Genomic DNA, 14,901 nt, shown 5'->3' on the forward strand with positions numbered 1-14,901 from the left:
ACTTTGTGCTACAAGAATAATTACTCCAACAAACAAACCGTAAATTTCGTTTGATTTTCTCCATTTTCAAATGCCAAATAACCGCCGTGAGCTTCAATAATATTTTTCGATAACGTCAGTCCAATTCCGGCGCCATCTTTTCGAGTGGTAAAAAACGGAAGAAAAATTTTATCTTCAATTTCAGCGTCAATTCCTGTTCCGGTATCTGTGATGATGAGGTAAATTCGTTTTTCTTTCACTTCGGCAGAAATCGTAATTTCTTTGATTTCTTTGTCTTCCAAAGCATACATGCTATTCGTTAGCAAATTGATAATGACTTGTTCCATTTGATTTTTATCGATTAAAATCCAACGGCTAAAATCAACCGAATTTACAACGGTTATTTGTTCTTTTTTAAACAATGGCTGCATAATTTGCAGGCAATTTTCCAGCAGTCCCGAAAGTTCTGTTTTTTCTTTTCTTGGTGAAGGAAGCATAGCTAGTTTTCGGTAACTTTCTACAAATTCCTGCAAATGATTACTTCGGTTGTGCATGGTAGCAACACTTTGCTTGATGTCGTCTAAATCTTCGGCAGAAAGCGTTTCTTGTTGAACCAATTCGCTTAAATTTTGCGATAGCGAACGAATTGGTGTAAGCGAATTTAAAAGCTCATGCGAAATCACTTTCATCAAGTTAATCCAAGCTTCTTTTTCTTTTTTCTCAACCACTTTTTGAATACTATCAAGCAAAATAATATAATATTCCTGATTGAATGTTCTAGTTGCAGAGGTTTGAATAACAAAGGTTTGTGTGTCTTGTTTGTTCACTCGAATTTGCAACGAAGTTTTCATTTCCTGAAAATTTTGTTCTTCAATAATGGTGCAAAGCGATGGTAATTGTTTTTTCAGATAATGCCATTTGGATACTTTTGGAACGGTAAAATGCTTGGAAAAATAATCATTCATCAAAAAGATATTCCAATCGCTATTTTCCTTTTGTAAAATGATAATTCCGGTTTCAATATTGTTTAAAATCGAACGATAAATAATGTCTTTGGAAAGTTCTTCGTGTTGTTTGTTTTTTAGCCTACCATACAATTGGAATAAACTGGAATAATTTTCATAGGATTTATGTTTGGAAAAATCGGCAGAAAAATCATTTTGTAATATAGACGCAATCGTTCGGTCATACATCAAAAAAGCATTTTTGATAAAAAAATAGATTTCTGTTAGCAGTAAAAAAGAAACAAATAGCAAAAAAAATCCAGTGTAAAGTAAGTCTTTTGAAAACAAAAACATACTCACACCAATACTGATTAAAACCAGTATTAACCGAAAAAAAAGTTGATGATATAGTTGTTGATTTTTGAACATTTTACGAATTGCTTATGTTGTATTTTTCCATTCTTCGATACAAAGCAGCACGAGATAAACCGAGTTCTTCTGCCGATTTACTGATGTTGTAATCGTGTTTTACTAATACTTTTTCTATCGTTATTTTTTCCATATCCGAAAGCGGAATATCATCACGATTTTCAAAAGTTGTAACAAATTCTAAATCCAAATCGGAAGCCGAAATGATGTTGTTTTCGCATAAAATTACAGCCCGTTCAATACGGTTTTCCATTTCACGGATGTTGCCGTTCCAAGCGTGTTTTTCTATTTGTTCCAATGCTTTTTCACTGAAAATAATTTCGTTTCGGTCATATTTTGAAATCATTTTTTCTAATAAAAATTTTGCTAACGGAATTTTGTCTTCTTTGCGTTCTTTCAACGAAGGCAACGTGATTTCCATCGTGTTGATACGATAATACAAATCTTCTCTGAAATTCTTTTGGTTGACTTCTTCTTTCAAATTCAAATTGGTCGCCGTGATAATTCTAACGTTTAATGGTCGTGGTTTTGATTCGCCCAAACGAGTGACAGTTTTGGTTTGAATAACTTGTAATAATTTGGATTGTAAATGCAACGGAACATTGCCAATTTCATCTAAAAAAATAGTGCCGTTTTGTGCATTTTCAAATCGTCCAGCGGTATCTGTTTTGGCATCGGTAAACGCACCTTTGGCATAACCAAAAAGTTCGCTTTCAAAAATATTGTCGTTCAACGAACCCAAATCAACGTGAACAAAAGCATTATTTTTTCGGTCGGAATTCTGATGAATGTAATTTGCCATTACGAACTTTCCGGTTCCATTTTCGCCCAAAATCAAAACATTAGCATCGGTTTTGGCTACTTTTTCTCCCAAAGAATAGGCTTTTTGTATCGTTTTTGATTCGCCAATAAAATAATTTTCTGTTGGAGTTTCTTTCTCGGCTTTCTTTCTGGTTTTTCTACTTTCGTCAACAGCTTGTTTTACGGTTTCAAGTAGTTTTTCGTTTTCCCAAGGTTTTAAAACATAATCAAATGCGCCATTTTTTAGACCTTCAACAGCAGTTTCTACTTTGCCAAAAGCCGTCATCAGAATCACAATCGTTTTTGGCGAAAGCGTTTTTATTTCTTTCAAAAAATACAAACCTTCGCGTCCATCTTCAAAACCAATGCGATAATTCATGTCCAAAAGCACAACGTCAATATCATTTTCGGCGAGTAACTGAATTACATTTTTTGGATTATTCAACGTGAAAATGGTTTCGAAATGTTTCTTCAAAAGCATTTTTGCCGCAAAAAGAATATCTTCTTGATCGTCTATAACTAAAATGTTGGCATTGGTTTTTTTCATCACTGTTCGGTTTCGTACAAATGGTGTTCGATAATGAACACTATTGAAAATTAATCGGCTTGTAATTTATTTAAAATCAATAAATTGTGTTTTTTAAAATTTTGGCACAAAATTGTATTTATACATGTCAAAGAATTTAAAATGGACACAGTCATCAATCGTAAAAGTAACAAAAAAAAATATCTGACAATAGCAGTTTTGGCAATTGTGGTTTTAGGATATGGTGCTTTTTCAATGATTACCAAAAAGAGAACTTTTAATGTAAAAAAATCTGAAATCACGATTAAAACAGTTGAAGAAGATTTTTTTGAAGATTTTATGGTATTTCAAGCACGAGTTGAACCAATGAATTCAATGTTGGTGAACATTGTTGAAGGCGGATCGGTTCAGGAAATTTTTGTTAGCAATGGCGATAGGGTTGTGCAAGGTCAACCGTTGGCACGCTTGTACAATCCAAATACGGAATTGAATTATATGCAACAAGAAACCGCAATTATTGAGCAAATTAACAATCTGAATAAAGCAAAATTAGATTTGAGAAATCAAGAATTGAATTTGGCAAAAGATTTGGTTTCAATCGAACATGATTTTTTAGATGCTAAAAATTTATATGATTTGAACAAAAAACTTTTTGATCAAGAAATTTTAGCCAAAAACGAATGGGAAAAAACACAAGAGAATTTTCGTTTTCAAAAAGAACGAATGAATATTATCAAGCAAAGTGTAACGAAAGAAAAACAAGCCAATCAAATCCAAATTGGGCAACTCAATCAATCCATCGGAATTATGGAAAAAAGTTTGGGAATTTTAAGAACCAACAAAAAGAATTTCTTAATTGTTGCGCCACTTTCGGGAAGATTGTCGTCGTTTGAACCAGTTTTAGGACAAAGCTATCAACAAGGACAAACGTTAGGAAAAATTGACGTGATGAAAGGTTACAAATTATTGGCAGATGTGGATGAATTTTATTTGTCAAAAGTAAAACAAGGTCAAAAAGGAGCAGTTGACTTCAACGGAAAACAAGTAGAAGTAGTGATTGCTAAAGTCATTCCTGAGATTAAAAGTGGACGATTTCAAGTGGAATTGAATTTTGTGTCCAATGAAAATTTAGATTTACAACAAGGATTGAGTTTTGCCGTTCGTTTGACTTTATCTGAAAAAACAAAATCGGTAGTGCTTTCTAAAGGAAGTTTTAATCAAGATACTTCTGGCAAATGGATTTTTGTGGTAAACGGAAACAAAGCAGAAAGAAGAAATATTGAAATTGGTAGAGAAAATCCGTTGTATTTTGAAATCATCAGTGGATTAAAACCCGGAGAACAAGTGGTAACATCCAGTTATAAAGATTATCAGGAAGCAGAAATATTAAATTTTGAATAAAATGAAAAGTATCGTATTCTTACTATTATGTGCAATTAATTTAAATGCACAAACCATTAAGTCAAGTGGAACTCACTTTGTTGATAATATAAAAGACAGAAGTTGGTCTAATGCTAATGGAGAAAATTTTACCAACGCAAAATTCAAATCCTATTCAGGTTCGTGTTATGCTTTGTTGGAAGTTGATGAAACGGTTGAAGTTAGTTTTCACGCTTTTTCTAAAATAAAAGCAGGAAGACTTGAATTCAAATTGATTGATGAAAAAGAAAATCAGTATTTTTATTGTAGCGCAACAAAAGAATGTGAATTGTTGAAAGACGTTATTCTTGAAAAAGGAAAAAAATACAAACTGCTTTTTACAGGAACAAATGCCAATGGAAATTATGAAGTTACTTGGAAAATAAGTAAAAATAAATAGTAATGAAAAAGTTTGTATTAATAGCGTTTTTTTTAACTTTTAATGCTTTTGCACAAGATTGTTCTTGTGAAGAGAATTTCCTATGGGTAAAGAAAACTTTTGAAGAAAATGATGCTGGATTTCAGGTAGCTTTAGACCGAAAAGGAAAAGCCGAATATGAAAAACACAATCAAATTTATCTGGAAAAGGTAAGAAAGATTGAAGATATAAATGAATGTGGTAGAACTTTATATGATTGGTTAACGTTTTTTAGAAACGGTCATATTTCTATTGATATTCATCAAGAAAATGCAAACAATACACTAATTGCTACAACAAATACTGATACTAAAAACTGGGAAACCGTTTCAATGACAGAGAAACAAATTCAAAAATACATGTCAGGAATTAAACAAAATTCCTTTGAAGGTATTTGGAAAATGGATTCATATACGATTGGCGTTATTAAAAAAGAAGATGGTTATGTTGGTTTTATAATAGATGCTCCAGGAACTGGTTGGCAAAAAAATCAGGTTAAAATTCGCTTGCATCCTAATGAAAATAAAACAGGATATGCAGGGAAATTATATCTGAGAAACTATTCTGAATATCCTTTGGATAAAGTAAGTTTGATAGGAAATAATTATATAAAATTAGGTCAATTTGCATTTCACCGTGTAAATCCTGTCATTGCCGATTCGGATGCTGTCAAAAGTTATTTGGAGTTAATGAAAACCAGAGAACCAATAATGCAGGAATATTCAAAAAACACTTTGGTGTTGCGTATTCCTTCATTCGCATGGGAAGAAAAAGGTGCTATCGATAGTTTGCTAACAGTTTATCACGAAAAAATAATTTCTACACCTAATTTGGTTATCGACATTCGAGGAAATGGTGGCGGAGCAGACAGAAGTTACAACAAGATAATTCCATATTTATATACTAATCCAATTCGAACTGTAGGATTAGAAATGCTTTCAACACCTTTGAATAATCAACGAATGGAAGGATTTTTGAAAATGTCGGATGTTAGCGATGAAGAGAAGAAAGAAATAAGAGAAGATTTAAAGAAAATGAATAACAATTTGGGAAAATTTGTCAATCTTCTTGGGCAAAAAGTATTTATTCAAACTGAAGATACGATACATAATTATCCAGAAAATGTCGCCATTTTGATAAATGGTAACAATGGAAGTACAGCGGAACAATTTCTGTTAGCAGCAAAACAAAGCAGTAAAACAAAACTTTTTGGAACAACAACGATGGGAGTTTTGGATATTTCCAATATGCATTTTGTCAAATCGCCTTGCGGAAAAATTGAATTAGGGTATTGTTTGTCAAAAAGCTATCGAATTCCCGAAATGGCAATTGACGGCAAAGGTATTCAACCAGATTATTATATGGACGATACAATTTCTGACTATGAATGGGTAGAATTTGCCGAAGAAACATTTCAAAAGAAAAAATAAAATCAATCAAAAAACGAACAGTCATGATAAAAATCGAAAAAATCTCAAAAGTCTTCAGAACCGAAGAAGTAGAGACAAAAGCACTTAGCGAAGTTTCAATCACAATCAATCAAGGAGAATTTGTAACCATTATGGGTGCATCAGGAAGTGGGAAATCGACACTTCTAAATATCGTTGGGCTTTTAGATGGTGCAACAAACGGAAGTTATCAATTATTAAATCAGGAAATGATTGGTCTTAAGGAACAGGAAAAATCAAAAATCAGAAAGCAAAATATTGGCTTCATCTTCCAAAATTTTAATCTGATTGACGAACTTTCGGTATTTGATAATATCGAATTGCCATTGATTTACAATGATGTTCCTTCGTCGGAAAGAAAGAAAAAAGTAGAAGCAATTGCCGAAAGACTTGGAATTTCTCATCGATTGAAGCATTATCCACAACAACTTTCGGGTGGACAACAACAAAGAGTTGCCGTGGCAAGAGCGTTGATTAACGATCCAAAAATTATTCTAGCCGATGAACCAACGGGAAATTTGGATAGTAAAAACGGAAATGAAGTCATGGAATTATTGACTGATTTGCATGCTGGCGGAGCTACTATTCTTATGGTAACACATTCTGATTATGATGCGTCATTTTCACAAAGAACAATTGTAATGAAAGACGGAATGGTGCTTTCTGAAAAAACAAATAGCAGAAACGTAGATGTTTTTGTATCTTAAAACAATAATTTAAAAAACATAAAATCATGACAAAGTTTATCCTAACGATTACCTCATTATTAGCTAGTTTAATCGCTTTTGCACAAGTTTCTGAAAACAGAAACGTAAGCGATTTTTCAAAATTGAAAGCTTCACAAGGGATTGAAGTTTTATACACGGTTTCCAATTCTAATAGCATAAAAGTTGAAACGGATGACAACGAAAGATTGCAAATGATTAAAACCGAAGTAGAAGGCGAAACTTTAAAAATTTTCGTCGATACGGATAATGCTAAAAAGCCAAAATCAAAAAAATGGAAAAACAGAACTATTAACGGCGTAAGTTTTACTATTATAAAAGTTTATGTAACAGGAAAATCATTATCTGAAATCAAAGCCAGTTCTTCGGCAAGTATCAAAATTCAAAATTTGAATACGACTGAAAAATTGGAAATCGCGGCAAGTTCATCTGGAAGTATTTCAGGAAGTTTTGATTGTTCCGATTTTAAAGCCGATGTTTCATCAAGTGGCGATGTGAAAGGAAATATCAATGCCAAAACGATATATGTAGAAGCAAGTAGTTCGGGCGATGTTTCTTTAGACGGAAAAGCTACTTTGCTTGAAGTAAAAGCTAGCAGTTCTGGAGATTGTAATTTGAAAGGTTTAACAGTGGAAAATGCAAAAGTAAAAGCGAGTAGTTCAGCCGATGTTACGCTTACCGTTACAAAATCATTGGATGCTGCAGCTTCATCAAGTGCTGATGTTAATTATTATGGAAATCCGTCACAAGTAAACACAGACAAAAGTTCATCGGGTTCAGTAAATAAAAGATAATCATCAAAATCATCATCAAAAAACGAACAAATCATGCTAAAAAACTGGCTACACCTATTTTTATATCAAATCAAAAACAACAAACTGTTCACAGCGTTGAATGTTTTAGGATTGAGTATCGGAATCGCAGGATTAATTTTTGCTATTCTGTATTGGAACGACGAACAAAGTTACAACGCTTGGAATCCTAATAAAGACAAAGTTTTTCAATCTATCAGTCAAGTTGCTCCCGATATGTATTGGGCAAGCAATGTTGCGCCACTAAAAACCTATTTCGAAAAAGATTTTCCCGAATTAGAAGCTTATTGTTACCTCGAAAATTGGTATTATACAGAAATAATTCAGTATAAAAACAAAAAAGAAATTGTAAAAGTAACGGACTCTCAAAATAATTTTTTTGAATTTTTTCCTTTTCCTTTTATCAAAGGTTCTGCAAAAACAGCTTTAAAAGACAATGCCAGTATGGCAATTTCCAAAAAAACGTCTGATTTACTTTTTGGCAATGAAGATCCAATAGGTAAAGAAGTGCGTTATTCTGGAAGAATTTTTGTAATCCGTGGTGTTTATGAAATTACTGGGAAATCTTCATTGATGCCAGAAGCGGTTACAAATTTGATTGAGCCAAAATTACAAGAAAACATCGATCATTGGGGAAATTTTAATCACGGATTATTGTTAAAACTTAAAAATCCAGATGACGCTCCAAAAGTTGTTGCCCGAATGGAAAAAATCATGTTCGAAAATCGAGTGGCACGATGGGCAAAAGAGCAAGGAATTACTCCAGAAGAATGGTTGAAAAAAAACGGAAACGAAAGCACAATGTTTACCTTGGAACCATTGTCAAAATCAAGATTACATTCCATAACCGATGGTTTTGCCGAAGGCAAAGGAAATTATCAATTCTTACTGATTATGCTTGGTTTGTCAATCTTAATTTTGATTTTATCCATCGTAAATTATATCAATTTAGCAACGGCAAATGCCATAAAACGTGCCAAGGAAGTTGGTGTTCGAAAAATTATTGGTGCGTCAAAAATGAATATTATCAAGCAATTTATTTTTGAAACAACATTGATAACCTTGTTTTCCATCTTACTTTCCTTAGTAATTGTTGAGCTTTCGTTGCCTTATTATAATGAATTTTTGAATAAAAAATTAATCATTCATGGCGAACAATTTTATTTGCAATTGGTCTTGATTTTCTTTTTTACCATAGCTGTTGCAGGAGTTTTTCCAGCGATTTATGTTTCAAATTTTGAAACGTTAAAAGTGCTGAAAGGTAATTTTGGCAGAAGCAAAAGCGGTATTTGGTTACGAAACGGAATGTTGATTATGCAATTTGCCATTGCAACGTTTTTCATCATCGGTTCGTATATAGTTTACCAACAAGTGCAATTTTTAAACACCAAAGATTTAGGTTTTAAAGGCGAACAAGTACTTTCTATTCGCTATCGAAACGTTTATGATTGGAAAGAAAAAGATTATAAGCAAAAGCTGTTCAGTCGTTACTATATGATTAAAGATGAAATTTCAAAAATTAAAGGCGTTGAGCAAGTGGCAACTGGAGCATTTGATTTTGGAAATGGTTCGGGTTCATCTTCAAGTTATGACTACAATGGCGTAACAGTTCAAGGTCAAAATATGGGAATTGATTTTGGAATGCTAGAAATGATGAAAATTGGGTTAAAAGAAGGACGATATCTTTCTGAAAAACTGGCTTCGGATACCATTAATACTATGTTAGTCAATGAAACAGCCATGAAGCAAATGAAAGAAAAAAATCTTATTGGCAAAGAAGTTGAATGGAACGGTAAAAAGTTGAAAGTTGTCGGAATTGTAAAAGATTTTAATTTGTATAGCCCACAGGCAGAAGTACCGCCAATGGTGTTTTTTCACTTCAAAACCATCGATTGGATGCTTGGTAATGCTAGTAGAATTCACGTAAAAGTAGATGGAAAAAACATGGAACAAACCATTGCCGATATTGGAAAATTTTGGACAAAAAATGTCGATACTGATTATCCGTTTGAATACGATTTTGTGGATAAAGCTTACGCCAGAACGTATGAAACTTATGTGAAGCAAAGAAACCTATTTTCACTGTTAAATTTCATCGTGATTTTAATTGCCATTTTTGGATTATTTGCTTTGGCTTCATACTCAATCCAAAGAAGAATGAAGGAAATCGCCATTAGAAAAACACTCGGTGCTGAAACCAATGTTTTACTAAAAGAATTGTCAAAACAATATGTGATTTTCTGCATCATCGGATTTTTAATCGCTGTTTTTCCAGTGTATTATTTACTCGGAAAATGGCTTGAAAATTTTGCCTTCCGAATAGAAATTAGTTTCGTTCCATTTGTAATTGGGTTTATTGTATTGTTGATTTTAACTTTGATAGTTGTGCTTTCGCGAGCGTATCAAGCCACGAGATTGGATGTTTTGAAATACCTGAAATACGAGTAACAAGTACAATTTCAAAAATCAATTTCAACCTCAAAAGTCAAATCCGTTTAATCCGTGAAATCTGTGGCAAAAAATAATAGCATGAATAAAAAAGCTTTTTTACTAGTTTTCATTTATACATTTTGTTTTTCTGTATTTGGTCAGGACAATTCCTGGCCATTGCAGAAATGCATTGACGAAGCCATGAAAAACTCGATTGACATAAAAATCAGTCAACTTCAAGTTAAAAAATCTCAAAAATTACACAATTCAGTGGCAAACCAAATGCTTCCGTCTATTGGTTTTACTGGAAATCAAAGTTATAATTTTGGTTCAACCATCGATCCATCAACCAACGGAAGAATAAGTTCGAATATTCAAAACGACAATTTCTTTTTGAATGCACAAATGAATTTGATTAACTTCAAAGCTTTCGCCAATGCACAAAAAACAAAAATCGACATCGAAAAATCCAAAGCCGATTTAGCCGTAATCGAAAACGAATACCAACTCCAAATAGTGGAAAGTTATTATCAAGCACTTTTTACACAAGAATTACTCAAAATCCAAAAAGAACAATTCAAGAATGCACAATTTAACTTAAATCGTGTGCAAAAAGAAGTCGAAATTGGGAGCAAACCCAAAAGCGATTTGTATGATATGCAATTGAGTTTTGCTCAAGAAGAAATGAGGATTTTACAAACAGAACAATTGTTTTTGGTACAAAAAAAACAACTTTTTCAATTGATGAATGTAGAAAATCCTACTATAGCTGAAGTTGTTTTGGAACATTTTATGGATAAAAATGCTGCCGAAAATTCCGTTGAAAATAATCCAAAAATTCGTGCTGCCGAACTCGGTTATCAATGTAGTTTGAAAGACACAAAATTGGAACGAGCTAATAATTTACCAACGTTGACAACCTTTTACGGATTTTCAACCTTTTACTATAAGCCATTAAACCAACCTGATATTATAGTAGATAATTTCAACAAGCAAATTAGCGATAATAAAAATCATCAACTCGGACTTCAATTAAATGTGCCAATTTTCAATGGTTTTAGAAACAATCGTCGAGTTTCGGCAACCAAGATTGAAGCTGAAAAATCGAAACTTGTCATTGAGCAAGAAAAGCTAAAAGTCAAAAACCAAATCGATATCGAAACCCAAAATAAAGTCAATTTTGAACAATTGGAAAAGAAATTAGAAGAAATGAAAACCTTTGCCGATGCTTCTTTTCGAACATCACAATCAAAATATACTTCGGGAGTTATTGATGCCATTGTTTTTTCGGCAGTTAAAAATCAATTGCTTTCTGCTGAATATGATTTACTCAAAAATCAATTACAAATCCAGTTTACTGACATCAAAATCAATTTAATTCAAGGAAAAGTGTTGTAGCGAATTTTCCCAATCAAACTATAAATATTTTCAATTCTTTAACTATTGTTTCCAAACATTTCGTAGTATCTTTGCAATTCATATTCAGTTTAAATAAAAAGTCTATCAACTTTTAAATTTTTAAACTCATAAACTTTTAAACAAGAAGATGAAGCTAGATAGAAAAGAAATCCTAAAAGCACTAGAAACTATTACGATTGCTGGCGAAGGAAAAAATATGGTCGAAAGTGGCGCAGTTAAAAACGTACTTATTTTTGGCGATGAGGTAACAATAGATTTGCTGATTGCAACACCAGCAATGCATATAAAAAAACGTGCCGAAGACGATATTAAAAAACTAATTCACGAAAAATTCTCTCCAGATGCAATCGTGAAAGTAAATATCAAAGTTGAAGCCAAAGAAAATCCAAACGAAATCAAAGGAAAAGCTATTCCGGGAATTTCAAATATTATTGCCGTAGCTTCTGGAAAAGGTGGTGTTGGAAAATCTACAACTACAGCTAATTTAGCTGTTACTTTGGCTAAAATGGGTTTCAAAGTTGGTGTTCTTGATGCCGATATTTACGGTCCAAGTATGCCAATCATGTTTGATGTAGAAAACGAAAAACCAATTTCTGTAGAAGTTGACGGAAAGTCAAAAATGAAACCAATCGAAAGCTATGAAATAAAGTTACTTTCCATCGGGTTTTTTACTTCACCAAGTCAAGCCGTTATTTGGCGTGGACCAATGGCTTCCAAAGCGTTAAACCAAATGATTTTTGATGCCGATTGGGGCGAATTAGATTTTATGCTAATCGATTTACCACCAGGAACAGGCGATATTCACTTGTCAATAATGCAATCGTTGCCAATTACTGGTGCAGTGGTTGTAAGTACGCCACAAGCCGTAGCCTTAGCCGATGCCAAAAAAGGAGTTTCCATGTTTTTATCAGAAGCTATCAACGTTCCAGTTCTGGGAATTATTGAAAACATGGCGTATTTCACACCAGAAGAATTGCCAAATAACAAATATTACATCTTCGGAAAAGAAGGCGCCAAAAATCTTGCAGAAGATTTACAAGTGCCATTTTTAGGCGAAGTTCCATTGGTGCAAAGCATTCGCGAAGCTGGAGATTATGGTCGTCCAGCAGCATTGCAAACTGCTTCACCATTAGAAAAAGTGTACGAAGAAATAGCCAGAAACGTGGTGCAAGAAGTAGTGTACAGAAACGAAAATCTTGCTCCAACCGAAGCAATCAAAATAACAACAATGGCAGGATGTTCTGCTGTAAAAAAATAGATTTATAGATAGTCGGATTGTTAGATTTTCAGAAATCTAGCCATCTGAAAATCCAAATATCCAAAAATATGACAAACGAAGAATTAACCTTAAACGTTGAAAAAGCATTAGACGAAATCAGACCGTTTTTAAACTCTGATGGCGGCGATATTAGCTTGGTTTCTATAGACGACGACAAACACGTAAAAGTTCGTCTTCAAGGCGCATGCACATCGTGTAGTTTAAGCATCAGCACCATGAAAGCTGGCGTTGAAACTACCATAAAAAAGTATGCGCCACAAATTGAAACGGTAGAAAACGTAGCTTAATTTTATTATGGCGTTACCTCGTTCAAAAAAAAACGAGGTCGGGCTTTCCGTTACAATCTTTTATTTTTTAAAGAAAAAAATAAAAGGATTTTCACTGCAAACTAAGTTCTCTGAACTCCAAATTAAATAAATGTAAAGTGAAGAAATCCCTAACGCAAACCCATGAACTGACAAATGTCATATAATAAAAAAATTATGTTTTAGACTTTTGTATGCATAAACTTCTAAACACATAAACCCATAAACTTTTATAATGATTACAACAGATATACTCATCATTGGTGCTGGACCAACAGGTCTTTTTGCCGTTTTTGAAGCCGGATTATTAAAATTAAAATGTCATATTATTGACGCTTTGCCACAACCTGGCGGACAATTGGCAGAATTATATCCAAAAAAACCAATATTTGATATTCCAGGTTACCCAGAAGTTTTAGCTGGAGATTTAGTAACCAATTTAATGGAACAAATCAAACAATTTCAACCAGGATTTACCCTTGGAGAAACCGCCGAAACTATAGAAAAATTAGAAGATGGAAGCTTTATTGTTACTACAAATGAAGGAACAAAACATCATGCAAAAGCGATTGCAATTGCTGGTGGTTTAGGAACTTTTGAGCCAAGAAAACCAATTCTAAAAGATTTAGAATTTTACGAAAAAGAAGATCGTGGCGTTGATTATTTTGTAAAAGATCCAGAAAAATATAGAGGAAAAAAAGTAGTGATTTCTGGTGGTGGCGATTCAGCATTAGATTGGTCAATCTTTTTGTCCAATGTAGCTTCATCGGTAACTTTAGTGCATAGAAGAAACGAATTCCGTGGCGCTTTAGATTCAGTAGATAAAGTACAAGAGTTGAAGCAAGAAGGAAAAATAAAACTAATTACACCAGCAGAAGTTATTGGTTTCAAAGGTTCAGAAAGAATTGAATCAGTAGATATTGAAATCAACGGAGCGAGAATGAACGTGGAAACGGATTATTTTATTCCGTTATTTGGATTAACACCAAAATTGGGAGCAATCGCCAATTGGGGATTGGAAATAGAAAAAAACGCCATCAAAGTAAACAATGCTTTAGATTATCAAACGAATATCGACGGAATTTACGCCATTGGTGATGTGAATACGTATCCAGGAAAATTAAAGTTAATTCTTTGTGGTTTTCACGAAGCAACATTAATGTGTCAAAGTGTTTACAATAGATTAAATCCTGGAAAAAAATACGTATTAAAATATACAACAGTTTCTGGAGTTGATGGTTTTGATGGAACCCGAAAAGAAGCGGAAAAAGCAGTTGTAAAATCGATTGAATAAATTTTTACATTTGTAGTATGGACACTATAAAAATGGATAGAAGCGTTGCCGCTAAATTAACTTTTGAAGAAGCTGATGATCATGTAACTTTTTACAATGATAAATCTCCTTTAGAACGCTTGAATTTTGCATGTGATATTATTAATTCCATTTTTAATTCAACTCCTGAGCAAAAAGTAGATAGAACTATAATTTCTGCTAGAAAACATGCCGAATCTATTCAATAAAGATTTTTTAGACTTTTTACAACTTTTAGATAAGAACAATGTAGATTTTTTACTTGTCGGTGGTTACGCTGTGATACTCCATGGTTATGCAAGAAGTACAGGAGATATGGACTTATGGGTAAATCAAAATGAAGAAAATTATTCTAAATTAAAAAAAGTTTACGAAGAGTTTGGTGCGCCAATTTTTTCACTTGAGGAATTTTTTAGTGATAAATTTGATGTTTGGAGTATGGGTGTTGAACCCAGAAAAATCGAAGTCTTAACCAAAGTTTCCGGATTAAATTTTATCGAAAGTAAAAGTCATTGTGATTGGATAAATGAAAAAGATTTCAAAGTTCCTTATATTGATTTTGAAGATTTAATGAAGAATAAACTTGCTTCAGGAAGATTGAAAGATTTGTTAGATTATCAACAGTTAAACAAAAAAAGAAATATTTAGAAATTGT

The 14,901-nt window shown here is 32.9% G+C and carries 14 protein-coding genes; 12 read left to right on the plus strand and 2 right to left on the minus strand.

The window, feature by feature from the left end:
* Positions 1-20: 20 nt before the first annotated feature.
* Positions 21-1,172: a sensor histidine kinase gene (locus G6042_RS09165; RefSeq protein WP_317168074.1), complete on the minus strand. Its 1,152-nt coding sequence runs from the start codon at positions 1,170-1,172 to the stop codon at positions 21-23.
* Positions 1,173-1,353: 181 nt separating this feature from the next.
* Positions 1,354-2,700 carry a sigma-54-dependent transcriptional regulator gene (locus tag G6042_RS09170; RefSeq protein ID WP_169524131.1) on the minus strand — a complete coding sequence of 449 codons (1,347 nt, stop codon included), beginning with the start codon at positions 2,698-2,700 and terminating at the stop codon, positions 1,354-1,356.
* Between the two features lie 141 nt (positions 2,701-2,841).
* Between G6042_RS09170 and G6042_RS09175 the strand changes: the two genes are divergently transcribed.
* From G6042_RS09175 to G6042_RS09230, 12 genes are all read left to right on the plus strand, one after another.
* A complete protein-coding gene (locus G6042_RS09175) occupies positions 2,842-4,080 on the plus strand; it encodes an efflux RND transporter periplasmic adaptor subunit (protein ID WP_169524133.1) in 1,239 nt (412 codons plus the stop codon).
* A gap of 1 nt (position 4,081) precedes the next feature.
* Positions 4,082-4,498, plus strand: a complete 417-nt coding sequence (locus G6042_RS09180; RefSeq protein ID WP_169524135.1) for a hypothetical protein — start codon at positions 4,082-4,084, stop codon at positions 4,496-4,498.
* Between the two features lie 2 nt (positions 4,499-4,500).
* Entirely contained in the window at positions 4,501-5,946 is a 1,446-nt protein-coding gene (locus G6042_RS09185) for a S41 family peptidase (RefSeq protein ID WP_169524137.1), read from the plus strand.
* 23 nt (positions 5,947-5,969) lie between these two features.
* Positions 5,970-6,671: an ABC transporter ATP-binding protein gene (locus tag G6042_RS09190; RefSeq protein WP_169524139.1), complete on the plus strand. Its 702-nt coding sequence runs from the start codon at positions 5,970-5,972 to the stop codon at positions 6,669-6,671.
* Between the two features lie 26 nt (positions 6,672-6,697).
* Positions 6,698-7,483 carry a head GIN domain-containing protein gene (locus G6042_RS09195; protein WP_169524141.1) on the plus strand — a complete coding sequence of 262 codons (786 nt, stop codon included), beginning with the start codon at positions 6,698-6,700 and terminating at the stop codon, positions 7,481-7,483.
* A gap of 33 nt (positions 7,484-7,516) precedes the next feature.
* Positions 7,517-9,949 (plus strand): ABC transporter permease, encoded by a 2,433-nt coding sequence (locus tag G6042_RS09200; RefSeq protein ID WP_169524143.1) that lies wholly within the window; start codon positions 7,517-7,519, stop codon positions 9,947-9,949.
* Positions 9,950-10,030: 81 nt separating this feature from the next.
* Positions 10,031-11,329, plus strand: a complete 1,299-nt coding sequence (locus tag G6042_RS09205) for a TolC family protein (protein WP_169524145.1) — start codon at positions 10,031-10,033, stop codon at positions 11,327-11,329.
* Between the two features lie 148 nt (positions 11,330-11,477).
* On the plus strand, positions 11,478-12,608 hold the full coding sequence (locus G6042_RS09210) for an Mrp/NBP35 family ATP-binding protein (protein ID WP_169524146.1): 1,131 nt from the start codon (positions 11,478-11,480) through the stop codon (positions 12,606-12,608).
* A gap of 68 nt (positions 12,609-12,676) precedes the next feature.
* The gene (locus tag G6042_RS09215; protein ID WP_169524147.1) at positions 12,677-12,916 is read left to right on the plus strand and encodes a NifU family protein; all 240 of its coding nucleotides are present in this window, start codon (positions 12,677-12,679) and stop codon (positions 12,914-12,916) included.
* Between the two features lie 253 nt (positions 12,917-13,169).
* Positions 13,170-14,228: an NAD(P)/FAD-dependent oxidoreductase gene (locus tag G6042_RS09220; RefSeq protein ID WP_169524148.1), complete on the plus strand. Its 1,059-nt coding sequence runs from the start codon at positions 13,170-13,172 to the stop codon at positions 14,226-14,228.
* A 17-nt stretch (positions 14,229-14,245) separates the two neighbouring features.
* Positions 14,246-14,455: a hypothetical protein gene (locus tag G6042_RS09225; protein WP_169524149.1), complete on the plus strand. Its 210-nt coding sequence runs from the start codon at positions 14,246-14,248 to the stop codon at positions 14,453-14,455.
* The gene (locus G6042_RS09230; protein ID WP_169524150.1) at positions 14,436-14,894 is read left to right on the plus strand and encodes a hypothetical protein; all 459 of its coding nucleotides are present in this window, start codon (positions 14,436-14,438) and stop codon (positions 14,892-14,894) included. The genes G6042_RS09225 and G6042_RS09230 overlap by 20 nt, the downstream gene beginning before the upstream one ends.
* Positions 14,895-14,901 lie beyond the last annotated feature (7 nt).

It is taken from the genome of Flavobacterium solisilvae, assembly GCF_012911605.1.
GTDB lineage: Bacteria > Bacteroidota > Bacteroidia > Flavobacteriales > Flavobacteriaceae > Flavobacterium > Flavobacterium solisilvae.